Origin of the sequence: Halomonas sp. BN3-1 (assembly GCF_003056325.1) — a bacterium.
Classification (GTDB): Bacteria; Pseudomonadota; Gammaproteobacteria; order Pseudomonadales; family Halomonadaceae; genus Halomonas; species Halomonas litopenaei.
Genome location: NZ_PYVV01000006.1, coordinates 194,123 through 213,969, shown reverse-complemented (window position 1 = coordinate 213,969; position 19,847 = coordinate 194,123). Strand labels below are relative to the sequence as shown.

Annotated in this window: 3 protein-coding genes; all 3 read right to left on the bottom strand. The window is 60.3% G+C overall.

The window, feature by feature from the left end; genetic code table 11:
• Window positions 1-486: 486 nt before the first annotated feature.
• Window positions 487-5,595 (bottom strand): tandem-95 repeat protein, encoded by a 5,109-nt coding sequence (locus C9F12_RS10590; protein WP_108448852.1) that lies wholly within the window; start codon window positions 5,593-5,595, stop codon window positions 487-489.
• An 869-nt stretch (window positions 5,596-6,464) separates the two neighbouring features.
• Window positions 6,465-13,808 carry an Ig-like domain-containing protein gene (locus tag C9F12_RS10585; RefSeq protein WP_108448851.1) on the bottom strand — a complete coding sequence of 2,448 codons (7,344 nt, stop codon included), beginning with the start codon at window positions 13,806-13,808 and terminating at the stop codon, window positions 6,465-6,467.
• 628 nt (window positions 13,809-14,436) lie between these two features.
• A complete protein-coding gene (locus tag C9F12_RS10580; RefSeq protein ID WP_162816451.1) occupies window positions 14,437-19,755 on the bottom strand; it encodes a tandem-95 repeat protein in 5,319 nt (1,772 codons plus the stop codon).
• Window positions 19,756-19,847 lie beyond the last annotated feature (92 nt).

The window sequence follows — 19,847 nt, the reverse complement described above, 5'->3', positions numbered from 1 at the left end:
GAAAAAAAGCGTTGATTGCGTACATTGAGTCACGAGTAGAGCATCAATGAGGGGCTTTAGGGCGCATGCGATCCGGTGCGCTGGCTATTTGCCTTCCACCAGTGAGATCACCAGGCCGACGGGCGCCGCATCAAGGCGAAGTACTGTCTGTCGTCGTTGTCGATGCCGCGCCAGGGCGGATAAGAAGCTGTCGGGTTGGCGGCATGGCCGGATTCGACGGTTGCCATATGTCGCTCCACTTCGCCTGAAGCCTTGCCGGCAGCATTACCGAGAATCGGACGATGGTCTGCATCGTTCTGCCTTCACGCATCGGCAGAAAGGGGGGAGTTCTACAAAGCAAGATGTTCCCGGCATTGCGAAGGCAATGATCGTGGGTGGCCAGGTCGTGATAAAGAGAGCAGTGGATCGATAAGCAGAGACGCGCCACTCGATGTCGGACCGAGTGGCACGTAGTGATTGCTGGGCTAGTTCATGAACCTGTCTAGTTTACTCCATGTTGAGCTGTCCGTCCTGAATTAGCTGGTTGAGGAAGTTGTCGCTGGACGATCCTGACATGCTGACGTTGGTCAGAGTGATAACCTGGTCGGCACCTGCACCGGAGGTCCCGATGCCACCGTCCGACTTTACCGACAGACCGGTGTTGTCTTCGTCCTGGCTTGCATGCAGGTAGTCAGACACATCCTCCTCGCTGGCGTCGTGGAGCAGATCGGATAGATCCAGAGTATCCGCGTCAGCAGTTGTCGCGGTATCTCCAAGGGTGAAGTTATTCACCACATCCATGGATGGATTGGCTGATGTTCCCTCATCTCCCGACTGGAACACGATGGTGTCTGCACCGCCAGCCGCCCAGATTTCACTATCACCATCATCTGTGTTGCTGGTATCAAGGCTACGAGCCGATGCGGTTCTCGTGCTCGATCCGGAAGACGGCAACGCCAACTCAAGGTTTCCGTTGACCCTGTCTCCATCCCCATCGGCCCCTTCAACCGGCAGTGTCAGGGCTCCGCCATTGCTTCCTCCCTGGTCTCCCTTCTCAAGCCAGGAATATTCAAAGTCACCGCTCAGCGAGAATGCATACCAGTCATGTAGCCCCTTGAACTCCAGGGCTTCGAACGGCTCGTCAGTGGTTATCTCGAAGCGAGCAGTACTCGGGATGTTCATGATGCGCAGCGAGCCGTCGTCCAACTCGGTAATATCCAGGCGCGAGGTGATATCGCGGCCTGCCGTGTCGAAGAAGCGAATATCACCTCTGCTCAGGGACAGTACGTTTTCCTGGCCAGCTTCGTAGGGATGCCCGCTGGTGGCGTTGCCATCCGGCGCCAGGCCAAAGGCCTTGATCGCGACCATGGGGAATTCCATTCTCTCGGCGCGCATCATGACGTCGCTGAAGAAGGTCACTCCACGATGATCTTCCCAGTTGGGACGATTGCTGGAGAAGGCTAGATCGTCGACAAAATCGACACGAATGATTTCGTTCTCGCCGGTCAGGTTGTCGCTACCCACCGCCACGACGCCGTTCGCCTCGGACCTCAGGTAAGAAGCCCTGCTCCCACCATCGTCGACCGACCAGGCGGATACCACCACATCCGGGGCAACGTCGCCATTTTCGTAGGCGAGGTAGCGAGACCCGAATCCGGATCCGCCCTGGAACTGGTACGGGACAAGGACCTCTTTGGTAGCGTCGCTAAGGTTGAGACTTGACTGCCCGATGGGGCCGATGCCGTCATCGAAGACGTTGACGGAGTAGCTGGAACCGTCCGCCGCCAGCGTGACCTCGAATGCCACGAAACCACCAGCGGTGGTCGCCTTGAGTGTCAGCCCATTGCCACTCAGCCGATAGGTGAGGGTGTCGCCGTTGGAGGTTCTGACCGGCAAGCCACTCGGACTGGTCACCTGGGTGCCCGCCAGTGCTGAACCGAAGGTCAGCGAGCCGGCACCGTCGGCGCCAAAGAAGTTGATGTCGGCGGTGGCCCCATCGGTCAACTGACCGACCTGAACCGCTGAAGTCCTGGGTGAGTCGTCGTCGACCACGACGACCAGGTTGCCTTGTGCCGTGTCACCGTCGCTGTCCGTGATGGTGTAACTGACGTTGAAGCGCAGGTCGTCCTCGGTGCCTGCGATCGGGTGGTCGAGCGGCTGAGAAAGCACGACTCGGTACTGACCCGTAGCGGTATTGAGGATGTCGATGGCGATGACGCGGTTGCCGGCTTCATCAAGACCCACCAGGGAAAGGGCATTGCTACTCAGGAAGTAGCGAATATCCTGACCGTCGGATGTCTGCGCAGGCAGACCTGAAGTGTCGGAGCCCCAGGCGAAGCCACCGCCGGCTGCGGGGCCATCGTCGCCAAAGCTGTAACCCAGCAGCCCCGTCACCACTACCGCTGTGCCTGCAACATCGCCATTGCCGCCTGCGTTTCCGCCTGGCAGCCCATCCTCATCGACCACGGCCACCACTGGAGCCGAGCCTTCGGTTTCTGGCGTGGTGGGCTCGGTGCCGCCGTCAGCGACCGTGACGCCAAGGCTACCGCCGACCGCGCTGCCATCACCGTCGGTGGCGGTATAGTCGATGGTGGCGTTGCCGACGAAGCCGGGATTGGGGGCGAAAGTCAGGGTGCCGTCGGGGTTGACGGTGACAGTACCGACACCCGCGCCTCCCTGGACGGTGGCTTTGGTGATGTCGCCGGGACCATCGGCGCCGAACCGGTCGTTGCCGAGCACATCGACGGTGACGGAACCGTCGTTGTCGGTAATGGCGATGTCGGGGTTGGCCACCGGCGTGTCGTCATCGACGGTAATGCGGATAGTGCCCGAGGCACTGTCACCGACCCTGTCGGTGATGGTGTAGCCGACGCTGAAGTTGATGTCGCTCTCGACACTGGGGTTGGAGTGATCCAGCGGCTTGGCCAGCACCACCTTGTAGTTGCCGTTGGCAACGTCGGTGAGCTGGACGGAGATGACACGGTTACCTGTGTTGTCAAAGCCAACCAGCGAACGCCCATTGCCGCTCAACGACCAGATGACTGGGCTGCTGCCGGAGGTCAGGACGGGGAGGCCGGCGGTGTTCCAGCTAAAGCTGCCGGGGCCGTCGCTGCCAAAGTCATAGCCCAGCGAGCCGGTGGCCGCGATCCGTTCGCCAGCCACGTCACTGATGCCACCGGCGATGCCGCCAGGCAGGCCGTCTTCGTCGAGCACCGCCTTGGGTGGCACGGTATGCGGATCTCCATCGGTTTCTGGCGTAGTGGGGCCGGAGCCACCATCTGTGACCGAAACATTGAGGCTGCCGCCGACAGCGCTGCCGTCACCGTCAGTGGCGGTATAGTCGATGGTGGCGTTGCCGACGAAGCCCGGGTTGGGCGTGAAGGTCAGGGAGCCGTCAGGGTTGACGGTGACAGTACCGACACCCGCGCCACCCTGGACGGTGGCATTGGTGATGCCGCCGGGGCCGTCGGCGCCGAACCGGTCGTTGCCGAGAACGTCGACGGTGACGCTGCCGTCATTGTCGGTGGTGGCGTTGTCGGCGTTGGCCACCGGCGTATCGTCATCGACGGTGATACCGATAGTGCCCGAGGCGCTGTCGCCGACGCTGTCGGTGATGGTGTAGCCGACGCTGAAGTTGATGTCGCTCTCGACACTGGGGTTGGAATGATCCAGCGGCTTGGCCAGCACCACCTTGTAGATGCCGTTGGCAACGTCGGTGAGCTGGACGGAAATGACACGTTCACCCGCGTTGTTGAAGCCGACCAGCGAACGACCATTGCCGCTCAGCGACCAGGTGACCGGGCTGCCGCCGGAGGTGAGGACGGGGAGGCCGGCGGTATTCCAGGTAAAGCTGCCGCGGCCGTCGCTGCCAAAGTCGTAGCCCAGCGAGCCGGTCGCCGCGATCCGTTCGCCAGCCACGTCATTGACGCCACCGGCGATGCCGCCAGGTAAGCCGTCCTCGTCGAGAACCGCTTTTGGCGGGGTGGTGTCGGGATTGCCATCGGTTTCCGGCGTGGTGGGGCCTGTGCCGCCGCCGCCGTCGGCGACCTCGACGCTGAGGTTGCCGGTAACGGTGCTGCCATCGCCATCTGTGGCGGTGTAGTCAATCGTGGCGTTTCCGGTAAAGCCAGGGTGGGGAACAAAGGTCAGGGTGCCGTCAGGGTTGATGGTGGCGGTACCAACATCCGGGCCGCCCTGGACGGTGACACTGGTGAGCTCGCCGGGGCCATCGGCGCCAAAATCATCGTTGTCCAGTACGTCAACCGTGATGGGCCCGCTGTTGTCGCCTGCGGCGGTATCGTCGCCCGGCACTGGCATGTCGTCATCCACGGTAACGCGGAGGATGCCCTGCGCACTGTCGCCGTCGGCGTCGGTGATGGTGTAGCCGACGCTGAAGTTGATGTCGCTCTCGACATCGGCTCGGGGGTGATCCAGCGGCTTGAACAGGTCGACCCGGTAGGTGCCGGCGGCAAGATCGCTCAGTTGAATCGAGAGGACCTGCTGTCCGCTGGCGCTGGTGCCAAGAAGTGAGCGTCCGTCTGCGCTGAGTGCCCAGCTGACCAGGCTTCCCTGGGAGGTCAGTACAGGCAGGCCGGCGGTGCTCCAGGTGAAGCCCCCTGGGCCGTCATCGCCGAAGTCATAGCGCAGCCGGCCGGTGGCGATGATGCGTTCGCCCGGGAAATCATTGATGCCGCCGGCGATGCCGCCGGGAAGGCCATCTTCATCGACCACCGCCTTGGGCGATACGGTGGCAGAATTGCCATCCGTCTCGGGGGTGGTGGGGCCTATCCCATTGCCGCCGGAGATGACGATGTGGGCACTGGAACTGAAGCTGTCACCGTCGCCATCCTTGGTGGTGATGTTGAAGTCGAGTGCGCCGCTGGCATCGTTGTCTGCGCTGAAACGCCAGGTACCGTTGGGGTTGACGATCAGGATGCCCTTGCCGGTATCGATCGGTGTGCCGAGCGGATACTCGTTGTCGTCGGCCTGGAGGTTGACGACGGTATCGGCGACGCCGTCGGCTCCGCCTTGCTGCGACCAGGTGCCGGAGACGGTATCGCCAGCTTCAAGGCTCGAGGGTGCGATAACGGTCGTGGTTGGCGAGTCATCGTCGATATCCAGGCCGAGGCGTGCGGTGGCGCTATCACCATCATCATCGGTAATCGTGTAGTAGACCGAAAAGATCAGGTTGTTTTCGATGGTTTCGTCGGGATGGTCGAGCGGGTGGAGCAGCGAGACGCTGTAGCTGCCTGAGACAAGATCAGTCAGCCTGACTTGAAGTACGGTTGTGCCATCACTGCTGGAGGCGGATAGGATTCGGCCGCTTGGTGAAACCTGGTAGGAAAGAGGGGCACCGCCAGACGTCAATGCGGGGAGGTCGGTGGTTTCCCAGCGAAAGGGGTGGGTCGCGGCTGGGCCGTTGGCGCCGAAATTATAGCCCAGGGTACCGGTTGCCACGGTGTCCTGACCCGCCGCATCCTGGGGGCCGCCTGGAATCCCGTCGGGCAAGCCATCCTCATCCAGCAATGCCAGGGCGGTGACCTGGGTGGTGCTATCTTGCGCAAACAGAGTGGCAGCGGTGGACTGATTCAATGACGAATCGATGTTGAAATTCATTTGGCGATTCCTTGCATGGATTATCGTCAGTTCAGGCGAGGGATCGTTAAACGTATGCAAGAAGAATAGGTGGTGAAACTGTACTCATGGACGGGAGCGAATGTCTCAAAGTTTAGTGCGATACATGTGATAATAAATCGAATTGATGGGTTATTTGAGGGAGGGTTTATCGTATTTTATACTAAAATAATTTTTTTCTTCCTCGGACCTGCCCTGCTGTTTCCATTGAAGCCGATATCTGGGATGGTGCTGCCTGGATTGAGAGTGATCGTAGTGGCGGGCCGGCCTTGTCTTTCGCTTACAAAGCGACAGTTTTGTGCATCGCAGGCTGTTGCGGCGAGGATAGGCGAACGTGCTCAGTGAACGCTAGATGTGATGATTTAGTCGTGGTGCACGGTTCTGATTGCCTCTGTTGGTTTTCTTGTATAGCGAAGCCCTATCCGATAAGTTTAGAAGATATTGTTTTCCGCATGTTCGATATTATGACGAACAAGAATAGCATTGCGAGGCAATATATTTTGAATTTTTTATCTTGTTATTTTCTGAATTGGTGTGAAAGTGTTCCGGTTTTTTATGGGGGTTGGTTGTTCTGTGATCATTGATATGGGGTTGTTTCGAGGGTGTTTGTAAGAAGTTTTATGGTACTTAAGAAAGGGGTTTTTTGAGGTTGTAGTGTCAACTAGTCAGGTGAGTTGATATGGATTTTTTATATGAGTCGTTGGGACGAATGACGAATGACGAACGGCGAAGATATCAGTGAGTGCAGGGATAGCCCTTGGTAAAGGCAGGTAGCGTATCGCGCTAGATAAGGCTTCACCCGGACAAGTCCGGGTGAAGACCTCGCGTTCCACCTCGAGAGGTGTTGCAGCTTACTCGACGTCTAACTGACCGTTATTGATCAACTGGTTGATGAAGTCATCGCTGGAGGCTCCCCCCATGCTGGTGTTGGACAGGGTGATAACCTGGTCTGCACCTGCACCGGAGGCCCCGATGCCACCGTTCGACTTTACCGACAGAACGATGTTTTCCCCGTCCTGGCTTGCATGCAGGTAGTCAGACACATCCTCCTCGCTGGCGTCGTGGAGCAGATCGGATAGATCCAGAGTATCCGCATCGGTATTTTTCGCGGTATCTCCAAGGGTGAAGTTATTCACCACATCCATGGATGGATTGGTGGACGTTCCCTCATCTCCCGACTGGAACACGATGGTGTCTGCACCGAAAGCCGCCCAGATTTGCCCATCGCCGCTGTCATCATCGTTGGCAGTAACGTTGCGAGCCGATGCTGCTCTCGCGCTAGCTCCGGAAGTCGGCAGCGCCAACTCAAGGCTTCCATTTACCGGATCTCCATCACCGTCGGTGCCTTCAACCGCAAGTGAAAGATTCTCATCACTTTTTTCCAGCCAAGTAAAGTCGAACTCGCCACTCTGCGTGAACTGGAGTTTGTCACCGAGTCCTTCGAATTCCAACGCCTCGAAAGGCTTATCGGTGGTTAGAACAAGTCTGGCTTCGTGCTGAATTCCGTTGATGGTGAGCGATCCATCCGCGTTCTCTGTAACTGATATATGAGAAGTAATGTCGTTGCCTGAAGAATCCAGGAAGCGCACATCAAAAGCGTCAAGGTCGAGCTTCTCATCTCTGTTCAGTTGATAGGGGTTTCCGCTTGTGTCGTCTCCATCCGGAGCCAACGTGAAAGCCGAAAGCTGGAACTTTGGGCTGTCGGGTTTTACCTGGTAAATCATCTGTTCGAAATGTGTGGCGCCACGGTGATTATCCCAGCTGGCCTCGGTGCCAGAGATTGCCAGGTTGTCGACAAAATCGAAACGAATAATTTCGTCGTCGCCAGTGATGAAGTTGGGGCCTTGGCCGATATGGCCCAGACCATCTATTTGAATGGCGCCAGCCTCACCGTTAGGGCCGGCGTTAGTCCGGAACGTCCAGTTAGACATTAGAACATCGGGGCTACCGTTCTCACCGTCGAAAGTGATGAATCTATGCCCTTGCCCATTTTGAGACTGCTTGTTGCCGTCCACATCAACCGACAAAGAAGAGTCACTTGTTGCCTTGATACCTTCGTCGTTAAGTGTCACCTCATAGCGGGATCCGTCTGCCGTCAGGCTAACTTCGAAAGCCACGAAACCTCTAGTGGTGACAGCCTGTAGCGTCAGACCATCGCCGCTCACTTGATAGGTGAGGGTTTCACCGTTCGAAGTGCGTAAAGGTAGTCCTCCCGGGCTCGTCACCTGGGTGCCCTCCAAGGCTGAACCGAAGGTCAGCGAGCCGGCACCGTCGGCGCCAAAGAAGCTGATGTCGGCGGTGGCCCCATCGGTCAACTCACCGACCTGGACCACTGATGCCTTGGGAGAGTCGTCATCGACAACGACGACCAGGTTGCCTGGCGCCGTGTCACCATCGCTGTCCGTCACGGTGTAGCTGACGCTGAAGCGCAGGTCATCCTCGATACCCGCGATCGGGTGGTCGAGCGGCTGAGAAAGCACGACTCGGTACTGACCCGTCGCGGTATTGAGGATGTCGATGGCGATGACGCGGTTGCCGGCTTCATCAAGACCTACCAGGGACAGGGCATTGCTGCTCAGGAAGTAGCGAATATCCTGACCGTCGGATGTCTGTGCAGGCAGACCCGAAGTGTCGGAGCCCCAGGCGAAGCCACCGCTGGCTGCGGGGCCGTCGTCGCCAAAGCTGTAACCCAGTAGCCCCGTCACCACTACCGCCGTGCCTGCGACATCACCATTGCCACCCGCGTTGCCGCCTGGCAGACCATCCTCATCGACCACGGCGACCACTGGAGCCGAGCCTTCGGTTTCTGGCGTGGTGGGCTCAGTGCCACCGTCGGCGACCGCGACGCTAAGGTTGCCGCTGACAGCGCTGCCGTCGCCATCGGTTGCGGTATAGGCGATGGTGGCGTTGCCGACGAAGCCGGGGTTGGGCGTGAAGGTCAGGGTGCCGTCCGTATTCACTGCGACGGTGCCGACTGCCGCGCCGCCCTGGACGGTGGCGTTGGTAATGCCGCCGGAGCCGTCGGCGCCAAGCTGGTCATTACCGAGCACATCGACGGTGACGGTAACGTCGTTGTCGGTGGTGGCGCTGTCAGCGTTGGCTACCGGCATGTCGTCATCGACCGTGATGTCGATGCTCCCCGAGGCGCTCTTGCCAACGCTGTCGGTGATGGTGTAGCCGACGCTGAAGTTGATGTCGCTCTCGATGTTGGGACTGGAGTGATCCAGCGGTCGGCTCAGTACTACCCGGTAGCTACCGCTGGCGACGTTGGTCAGTTGCACCGAAATGACACTATTGCCGTTGATGTCCGTGCCGAACAGGGAAAGCCTGTTGGCGCTTATCGACCAGTTGACCGGGCTGCCGCCGGAGGTCAGGGCAGGCAGTCCGGCGGTGCTCCAGGCAAAGCTGCCTGGGCCGTCGCTGCCAAAGCTGTAGCCCAGTGAGCCAGTCGCCACGGTACGCTCCCCCGGGACATCACCGACGCCACCGGCAATGCCGCCAGGCAAGCCGTCTTCGTCGACGACAGCATTAGGGGCGTTGGTATTGGGGTCGCCATCGCTATCGGGGGTGGTGGGGTCAGTGCCGCCGTCAGCGACCGACACATTGAGGTTACCGCCGACCGTGCTGCCGTCGCCGTCGGTGGCGATATAGTCGATGGTGGCGTTGCCGACGAAGCCGGGATTGGGCGTGAAGGTCAGGCTGCCGTCCGGGTTGACTGCGACGGTACCGACTGTCGCGCCACCCTGAACGGTGGCACCGGTTAACGCGCCTTGACCATCGGCGCCGAACTGGTCGTTGCCGAGAACGTCGACGGTGACGCTGCCGTCGTTGTCGGTGGTGGCGCTGTCAGTGTTGGCCACTGGCGTGTCGTCATCGACGGTAATGCCGATACTGCCCGAGGCAGTGTCACCGACGCTGTCGGTGATGGTGTAGCCGACGCTGAACTTGATGTCGCTCTCGACACCGGGGTTGGAATGATCCAGCGGCTTGGCCAGTACCACCTTGTAGTTGCCGTTGGCAACGTCGGTGAGCTGGACGGAGATGACACGGTTACCCGTGTTGTCAAAGCCGACCAGAGAACGCCCATTGCCGCTCAGCGACCAGGTGACCGGGCTGCCGCCGGAGGTCAGGGAGGGGAGGCCGGTGGTGTTCCAGCTAAAGCTGCCAGGGCCATCGCTGCCAAAATCGTAGCCCAGTGAGCCGGTGGCTGTAGTCCGTTCGCCGGCCACGTCGTTGATGCCACCGGCGATACCGCCAGGCAGGCCGTCTTCGTCGAGTACCGCCTTGGGGGGGGCAGTATTCGGATCTCCGTCGGTCTCAGGCGTGGTGGGGCCGGTGCCGCCGTCGCCGACCGCCACACTGAGGCTACCGCCGGCCGTGCTGCCGTCACCGTCAGTGGCGGTATAGTCGATGGTGGCGTTGCCGACGAAGCCGGGGTTGGGCGTGAAGGTCAGGGTACCGTCGGGGTTCACCACTACGGTGCCGACAGCCGCGCCGCCCTGGACTGTTGCGTTGCTGATGCCGTCGGAGCCATCGGCGCCGAACTGGTCGTTGCCGAGCACGTCGACAGTGACGGAACCGTCATTGTCGGTGGTAGCGACGTCGGCGTTGGCCACCGGCATGTCGTCATCGACCGTGATATCGATGCTGCCTGAGGCGCTGTCACCTGCACTGTCGGTGATGGTGTAGCCGACGCTGAAGTCGATGTCGCTCTCGATATTGGGGTTGGAGTGATCCAGCGGCTTGGCCAGTATCACCTTGTAGGAGCCGCTGGCGATGTTGGTCAGTTGCACCGAAATGACACTATTGCCGTTGCCATCCAGGCCGAACAGGGAAAGCCCGTTGGCGCTTAGCGACCAGTTGACCGGGCTGCCGCCGGAGGTCAGGGCAGGCAGACCAGTGGTGCTCCAGGCAAAGCTGCCGGGGCCGTCGCTGCCAAAGCTGTAACCCAGTGAGCCAGTCGCCACGGTACGCTCCCCCGGGACGTCACCTATGCCACCGGCGATACCGCCAGGCAGGCCATCTTCGTCGACCACAGCCGTGGGCGCGGAAGTACTGGGGTCGCCATCGCTATCGGGTGTGGTGGGGCCGGTGCCGCCGTCGGCGACTGCGACATTGAGGGTACCGCCGACCGCGCTGCCATCACCGTCGGTGGCGGTATAGTCGATGGTGGCGTTGCCGGCGAAGCCGGGATTGGGGGTGAAAGTCAGGGTGCCGTCGGGGTTGACGGTGACAGTACCGACACCCGCGCCTCCCTGGACGGTGGCTTTGGTGATGTCGCCGGGACCATCGGCGCCGAACCGGTCGTTGCCGAGCACATCGACGGTGACGGAACCGTCGTTGTCGGTAATGGCGATGTCGGGGTTGGCCACCGGCGTGTCGTCATCGACGGTAATGCGGATAGTGCCCGAGGCACTGTCACCGACCCTGTCGGTGATGGTGTAGCCGACGCTGAAGTTGATGTCGCTCTCGACACTGGGGTTGGAGTGATCCAGCGGCTTGGCCAGCACCACCTTGTAGTTGCCGTTGGCAACGTCGGTGAGCTGGACGGAGATGACACGGTTACCTGTGTTGTCAAAGCCAACCAGCGAACGCCCATTGCCGCTCAACGACCAGATGACTGGGCTGCTGCCGGAGGTCAGGACGGGGAGGCCGGCGGTGTTCCAGCTAAAGCTGCCGGGGCCGTCGCTGCCAAAGTCATAGCCCAGCGAGCCGGTGGCCGCGATCCGTTCGCCAGCCACGTCACTGATGCCACCGGCGATGCCGCCAGGCAGGCCGTCTTCGTCGAGCACCGCCTTGGGTGGCACGGTATGCGGATCTCCATCGGTTTCTGGCGTAGTGGGGCCGGAGCCACCATCTGTGACCGAAACATTGAGGCTGCCGCCGACAGCGCTGCCGTCACCGTCAGTGGCGGTATAGTCGATGGTGGCGTTGCCGACGAAGCCCGGGTTGGGCGTGAAGGTCAGGGAGCCGTCAGGGTTGACGGTGACAGTACCGACACCCGCGCCACCCTGGACGGTGGCATTGGTGATGCCGCCGGGGCCGTCGGCGCCGAACCGGTCGTTGCCGAGAACGTCGACGGTGACGCTGCCGTCATTGTCGGTGGTGGCGTTGTCGGCGTTGGCCACCGGCGTATCGTCATCGACGGTGATACCGATAGTGCCCGAGGCGCTGTCGCCGACGCTGTCGGTGATGGTGTAGCCGACGCTGAAGTTGATGTCGCTCTCGACACTGGGGTTGGAATGATCCAGCGGCTTGGCCAGCACCACCTTGTAGATGCCGTTGGCAACGTCGGTGAGCTGGACGGAAATGACACGTTCACCCGCGTTGTTGAAGCCGACCAGCGAACGACCATTGCCGCTCAGCGACCAGGTGACCGGGCTGCCGCCGGAGGTGAGGACGGGGAGGCCGGCGGTATTCCAGGTAAAGCTGCCGCGGCCGTCGCTGCCAAAGTCGTAGCCCAGCGAGCCGGTCGCCGCGATCCGTTCGCCAGCCACGTCATTGACGCCACCGGCGATGCCGCCAGGTAAGCCGTCCTCGTCGAGAACCGCTTTTGGCGGGGTGGTGTCGGGATTGCCATCGGTTTCCGGCGTGGTGGGGCCTGTGCCGCCGCCGCCGTCGGCGACCTCGACGCTGAGGTTGCCGGTAACGGTGCTGCCATCGCCATCTGTGGCGGTGTAGTCAATCGTGGCGTTTCCGGTAAAGCCAGGGTGGGGAACAAAGGTCAGGGTGCCGTCAGGGTTGATGGTGGCGGTACCAACATCCGGGCCGCCCTGGACGGTGACACTGGTGAGCTCGCCGGGGCCATCGGCGCCAAAATCATCGTTGTCCAGTACGTCAACCGTGATGGGCCCGCTGTTGTCGCCTGCGGCGGTATCGTCGCCCGGCACTGGCATGTCGTCATCCACGGTAACGCGGAGGATGCCCTGCGCACTGTCGCCGTCGGCGTCGGTGATGGTGTAGCCGACGCTGAAGTTGATGTCGCTCTCGACATCGGCTCGGGGGTGATCCAGCGGCTTGAACAGGTCGACCCGGTAGGTGCCGGCGGCAAGATCGCTCAGTTGAATCGAGAGGACCTGCTGTCCGCTGGCGCTGGTGCCAAGAAGTGAGCGTCCGTCTGCGCTGAGTGCCCAGCTGACCAGGCTTCCCTGGGAGGTCAGTACAGGCAGGCCGGCGGTGCTCCAGGTGAAGCCCCCTGGGCCGTCATCGCCGAAGTCATAGCGCAGCCGGCCGGTGGCGATGATGCGTTCGCCCGGGAAATCATTGATGCCGCCGGCGATACCGCCGGGAAGGCCATCTTCATCGACCACCGCCTTGGGCGATACGGTGGCAGAATTGCCATCCGTCTCGGGGGTGGTGGGGCCTATACCATTGCCGCCGGAGATGACGATGTGGGCACTGGAACTGAAGCTGTCACCGTCGCCATCCTTGGTGGTGATGTTGAAGTCGAGTGCGCCGCTGGCATCGTTGTCTGCGCTGAAACGCCAGGTACCGTTGGGGTTGACGATCAGGATGCCCTTGCCGGTATCGATCGGTGTGCCGAGCGGATACTCGTTGTCGTCGGCCTGGAGGTTGACGACGGTGTCGGCGACGCCGTCGGCTCCGCCTTGCTGTGACCAGGTGCCGGAGACGGTATCGCCGGCTTCCAGACTCGAGGGAGCGATAACGGTCGTGGTCGGCGAGTCATCGTCGATATCCAGGCCCAGGCGTGCGGTGGCGCTATCACCATCACCATCGGTGATGGTGTAGTAGACCGAAAAGATCAGGTTGTTTTCGATGGTTGCGTCGGGATGATCGATCGGGCCGAGCAGCGAGACGCTGTAGCTGCCTGAGGCAAGATCGGTCAGCCTGACCTGAAGAAGGGTGGTGCCATCGCTGGTAGAGGCGGACAGTGTCCGGCCGTTTGCGGAAACCTGATAGGAAAGGGCCTCGCCGCCAGATGTCAATGAAGGAAGGCCGGTGGATTCCCAGCGAAAGGGGTGGGTCGCGGCTGGGCCGTTGGCGCCAAAATTGTAGCCCAGGGTGCCGGTTGCCACGGTGTCCTGACCCGCCGCATCCTGTGGGCCGCCAGGAATGCCATTGGGCAAGCCATCCTCATCCAGCAGCGCCAGGGCGGTGACCTGAGTGATGCTGTCCTGCGCCAGCAGTGTGGCAACGGTGGACTGATTCAATGATGAATCGGTGTTGAAATTCATGAGGTTATTCCTTGCGTGACTGCCGTTGGTGTAGGCGGGGGCTCGTTAAACGTATGCAAGAAGAATGGATGGTGACATTGTCCTCATGGACGAGTGCAAGGAATTTAGGATATAGCGAGTAATAAGAGGAGCTAATGTCAGAAATTTGGGACAATTTATAAAGGAAATATTGTCTCTTTTTTGCTTTAAAGGGTTTTTCCTTACATGGATGTTTTCCAGGTCTGGTGCCGAGGTCGCGATGCGGGATTTTGCTGCCGCTGCTGGGGGCAAGAATAGTGGGAAGCTGGTCCTGAGGCGTACGCGACAAGTGACAGTCATGCGCACCGATGGCTGCCACCGCGCGCATAGATGAAAATGACCGTTTTGTGTTGGCGGTGAAGGTTAGGTTGTGGAATGCGGGTCTGGTCACCTTTCTCGATTATCTTGTATCCGCCAAGTCGTATGTCCTTCTTTCACCATCTCGACGAACGTACTCCACCAATTTTAGCAGATAGGTGTTTTTAATAAGGCGCGCGGTCGTAGAGGGGGCGACAATAATCAAGTTTGGTAGTAGTTCATGGTGGTAAGAGCTTCACCCGGCCAAGGCCGGGTGAAGTTTCTGCACTACCTAATAGTGAAACGTTGTAGGTTACTCGATATCCAACTGCCCATCCTTGATCAACTGGTTGATGAAGTCATCGCTGGATGCTCCGCCCATGCTGATGTTGGACAGGGTAATGACTTGATCAGCGCCTTCACCAGAGGTGCCGATGCCTCCGTCTGATTTCACTGAAATGACGGTGTTACTTCCCTCCTGGCTGGCGTAGAGGTAGTCGGATATATCGGCTTCGCTGGCATTTTCCAGCAGATCGGATAGATCGATCTTGTCGGCTGCTGTGTTGCTGGCAGTGTTGCCCAGCGTAAAGTCCTTGATTTCGTCCTTGGCCGGGGAACCAGAGGTTCCTTCATCACCTGACTGGAAGGCAACTGTGTCAGCGCCAAGTCCAGTCCAGATCTCATCATCCCCTGCGCCACCGACCAGGACGTCGTTACCACCTCCGCCGATGAGTACGTCATTGTTGGCTGCGCCGTTCAGGACATCGTCGCCACCATCCGCTTCATTGGCCCCTGTTAGTGCTGCATAGTTGCCTTGGATGTACTCGATAATTTGCTGCTCGGAAGGGTCTTGGCCAGCGTTTTCGCTCCATTTGAGGAAGTCGAGAAGTCCTTGGTAACTTAGTCCGTCATGTTCGCCGGCAGCAAACTCCTCTCCGGTGTCGCCATTGGTCCACGCCAGTTGGTCGGAGTTGATCCTGTCCCCGAAGATCACGTCTTTGCCTGAGGTGCCATTCAGGATATCGTCGCCGACAGGGATGTTGGTATCAAGATACGATCCAGTCTGAAGCGCGATTTCAAATTCGCTTTGATTGGTTATGTTGACCGGCTGCCCGACTTCGCTGGTAACGCTGCCTCCTTGGAGGTTGACGGTGGCTGTGCCAGTGACGCCGGAGCTGTCGAGCATGGCATTGATCACGTCGCCCTGTGGATTCTGCGTCAGCGCATGAGGATCGATGCCGATGGTTTCCACCGCACTGAACTCTGATAGTTCCTTGAAGGCGTTGACCGCCTCCTGGACCGTCCAGAAATTCGCCTTGTTTTGTGGGCCGCCAATCGATCCGTCGTCTCGGGTAAATACGGTAGGCTCACCGTCAGTCAGCAGGTAGGTCAGGTTTTCAAAGCCATCGGTGGGCTGGTTCTGGAAGAAGCTGATGGCTTTTCTTAGCCCTGCTTCGGTATTGGTGTCATGGGCCAAGGTGATGCTGTCGAGATACTGCCCCCACGGGCCAAGGTCGTCGGCGTCGAAGTCCTGGAAGTCCCGCTTGTCGGCGGTACGGTTGAAATCGATGAGGGTGAGATGGACAGTGCCGTCATGGTCGGCTAGTTTTTCCGCGAAGCTCTTCAGGGCAGCACGGGCGACATTGATGCGTATCTCTCCGGAAGCCATGGGGTACATGCCGCCCATTGACTGAGAGGAATCCAGCACAATGGCGATGTTATAGTCCTGACCATCCTTGACGATCTGACGTATTCCTCCCTGGTCCCCTATCTGGACGTCGTTCCCTGCGCCTGTGGTGTTGATGTCGTTATCATTGTCCCCGACAAACAGTTCATTGATGGTGACGGTGACCTGGCTGGTAGCGACATCGTTGTCACCATCTGTCAGGGTGTAGTCGATGACCGCTTCACCGGAAAAGTCCTTGTTAGGGGTGAACGTCAGGGTGCCATCTGGATTGATGACGACGGTTCCTGTATTGGCCCCACCCTCCACCGTGGCCGAGGTTACGTCGGCACCGTCCGCACCAAGGCCATCGTTGGCCTTCACGTCGATGACGACAGGTGATTCGCTGGCTGTGAACGCCGAGTCCGGTGCGGCGATGGGGGTATCGTCGTCGATGACGACCTTCAGCACGCCAGCGGCGCTGTCACCGTCGCTGTCGGTGACCGTGTAGCCCACATCAAAGGCGAGGTCATCTTCGCTGCCTGCAACATTGTGTTGAAGAGCCTGCGATAACGTGACCTTGTAGTCGCCGGTTGCCGGATCCAGCATGGCAATGGTGATCACTCGGTTGCCGTCTTCGTCAAGACCCAGAATGGAGCGTCCGTTGCTGCTCAGGAAATAGACCACGTCCTGGCCTTCGGCGGTGGTCGTGGGAAAGCCTGAGGTGTCGGAGCTCCAGCTGAATCCACCGTTGGCAGCAGCACCGTCGACACCGAAGTCGTAGCCCAGGGTGCCGGTCGCAGTGGTCTTTTCTCCCGCCACATCCTGCGGGCCGCCAGCAACGCCGTTGGGCAGGCCGTCTTCATCGACAATGGCCTTGGCTGGATTGGTATTGGGGTCGCCGTCGGTTTCCGGGGTGGTGGGGGTGTCGTCGACATCGTCACTGTCGACCGCCACGGTGAGTTGGCCGTCGGTGGTGTCGCCGTCACCGTCGGTGCCGGTATAGTCGATCACCGCGTTGCCGGTAAAGTCGGGATTAGGCACGAAAGTCAAGGTGCCGTCCGGATTGATGGTGACCGTACCCACGTCTGAACCGCCATCGACGGTGGCGTCGGTGATTGAGCCCGGGCCATCGGCGCCATTGTTATCGTTGCCGAGGACGTCTACGGTCACCGGAGTATCACTGTCTGTGCTGGCGGCGTCGTTGCTGGCGACCGGCATGTCGTCGTCGATGGTCACCTTGAGCACGCCGGAGGCGCTATCGCCGTCGCTGTCAGTGATGGTATAGCCGACGTCGAAATTGATGTCATCCTCGACATCCGGGTTGGAGTGATCCAGCGGCTTGGCCAGTACGACCTTGTAGCTGCCATTGGCGACGTTGGTGAGCTGGACCGAGATCACACGATCGCCATTGCCGTCGAAGCCCACCAGCGAGCGACCGTTACCACTCAGGGTCCAGGTCACCGGGCTGCCGTTGGAGGTGAGGCTCGGCAGATTGGTAGTGCTCCAGCTAAAGCTTCCCTGGCCGTCGTCACCGAAGTCGTAGCCTAGCGAGCCGGTAGCGGCAGTATTTTCGCCGGCCACATCGTTGATGCCGCCAGCAATGCCTCCGGGCAGGCCGTCTTCATCGACAATGGCCACGGCTGGATGGGTATTGGGGTCGCCCTCGGTTTCCGGGGTAGTGGGAGTGTCGTCGACATCACCACTTTCGACGGTCACGGTGAGCTGACCATCGGTGGTGTCGCCGTCACCGTCGGTGCCGGTGTAGTCGATCACCGCGTTGCCGGTAAAGTCGGGATTAGGCACGAAAGTCAGGGTGCCATCCGGGTTGACGGTCACCGTGCCTACTCCTGGACCACCAGTGACGGTGGCGTCGGTGATGGAGCCCGGGCCATCGGCGCCGTTATTGTCGTTGCCGAGGACGTCTACGGTCACCGGAGTATTACTGTCGGTGCTGGCCGCGTCGTCGTTGGCGACCGGCATGTCGTCGTCGACGGTTACCTTGAGTACGCCGGAGGCGCTATCGCCGTCGCTATCGGTGATGGTATAGCCGACGTTGAAGTTGATGTCGTCCTCGACATCAGGGTTGGAGTGATCCAGCGGCTTGGCCAGTACGACCTTGTAGGTGCCATTGGTAACGTCGGTGAGTTGAACCGAGATCACGCGATCGCCATTGCCGTCGAAGCCCACCAGCGAGCGACCGTTACCACTCAGGGTCCAGGTCACCGGGCTGCCGTTGGAGGTGAGGCTCGGCAGATTGGCTGTACTCCAGCTAAAGCTTCCCTGGCCGTCGTCACCGAAGTCATAACCCAGCGAGCCAGTGGCAGCAATTCGTTCTCCGGCCACATCCTTGATGCCGCCGGCAATGCCGCCAGGAAGCCCGTCTTCATCGACAATGGCCTTGGCTGGATTGGTAGTGGGGTCGCCGTCGGTTTCCGGGGTAGTGGGGGTATCGTCTGCATCACCACTTTCTACCGTGACGGTGAGCTTACCATCGGTGGTGTCGCCGTCACCGTCGGTGCCGGTGTAGTCGATCACCGCGTTGCCGGTAAAGTCGGGATTAGGCGCGAAGGTCAGGGTGCCATCCGGGTTGACGGTCACCGTGCCCACTCCTGGGCCACCGTCGACGGTGGCGTCGGTGACAGTGCCCGGGCCATCGGCGCCGTTGTTGTCGTTGCCGAGAACATCGACGGTCACCGGAGTATCGCTGTCGGTGCTGGCGGTATCGCTGTTGGCGACCGGCATATCGTCGTCGACGGTCACCTTGAGTACGCCGAAGGCGCTGTCGCCGTCGCTGTCGGTAATGGTGTAGCCGACGTTGAAGTTGATATCGTCCTCGACATCAGGGTTGGAGTGATCGAGCGGCTTGGCCAGCACGACCTTGTAGGTGCCATTGTCGACGTCGGTGAGCTGAACCGAGATCACGCGATCACCGTTGCCGTCGAAGCCCACCAGCGAGCGACCATTACCACTCAGGGTCCAGGTCACCGGGCTGCCGTTGGAGGTGAGGCTCGGCAGGTTGGCGGTGCTCCAGCTAAAGCCGCCCTGACCGTCGTCACCAAAGTCGTAACCCAGCGAGCCAGTAGCAACGATTCGTTCTCCGGCCACATCGTTGATTCCGCCGGCGATGCCGCCAGGAAGCCCGTCTTCATCGACGATCGCCTTGGCCGGATTGGTGTTGGGGTCACCATCTGTCTCAGGAGTCGTGGGAACGCCGTTGCCACCGCTGCCACCGCCACCGATGTCGATGTGTCCGTTGCAACTGGTGCTGTCTCCGTCGCCGTCGGTAGTGACAATCTGGAAGTCCAGCGTACCCTCCGCATCCGGGGCGGCAGTAAAGCTCCAATTACCGTTGGGCTTGACTGTCAGGGTACCGTTGCCGGTATCGATGGGGGAGCCAAGGGGGTAGTCGGTGGTGTCGCCGGGCAGTTTTACGATGGTGCCGGCGACCCCATCGGCGCCTCCATCCTGTGTCCAGGTCCCGGTCACGGTGTCACCGGGTTCAATCGAAGAGGGAGTGTCGATGCTATTGGTAGGGGTGTCGTCGTCAATATCCAGGGCCAGTCTAGCGGAGGCCTCGTCTCCATCACTGTCGGTAATGGTGTAACGGATCGAAAAGACCAGGTTGTCTTCGGTACCTTGTTGCGGGTGGTCCAGGGGGCCCAGCAGGGAAACCTTGTAGCTGCCAGTGTCGAGATCCGTCAACTTGATGTGGAGGATCGGTGTGCCGTCAGGAGTCCGTGCGGTCAGGGTCTCACCGCTGGGTGATAGCTGGTAGCTCAGCACCTCGCCACCCGAAGTCAGTTCAGGCAGGCTGGCCGGGTCCCAGCGAAAGGCGCCTGATGCAGCGGGGCCACTCGCACCGAAGCTGTAGCCAAGTGTGCCGGTGCCCGTAATGGCCTGGCCGGGGGCATCTCCTGGGCCTCCTGCGATGCCATCGGGGAGTCCGTCCTCGTCGAGTGCCGTCAAGGCGCTTACTTCACAATCGCATTCCACTGCTAGTAAGGCGGCGAGAGTTGCATGGGTCTGTGTCGTGTTGGTGTCGGAATTCATTGCGATTT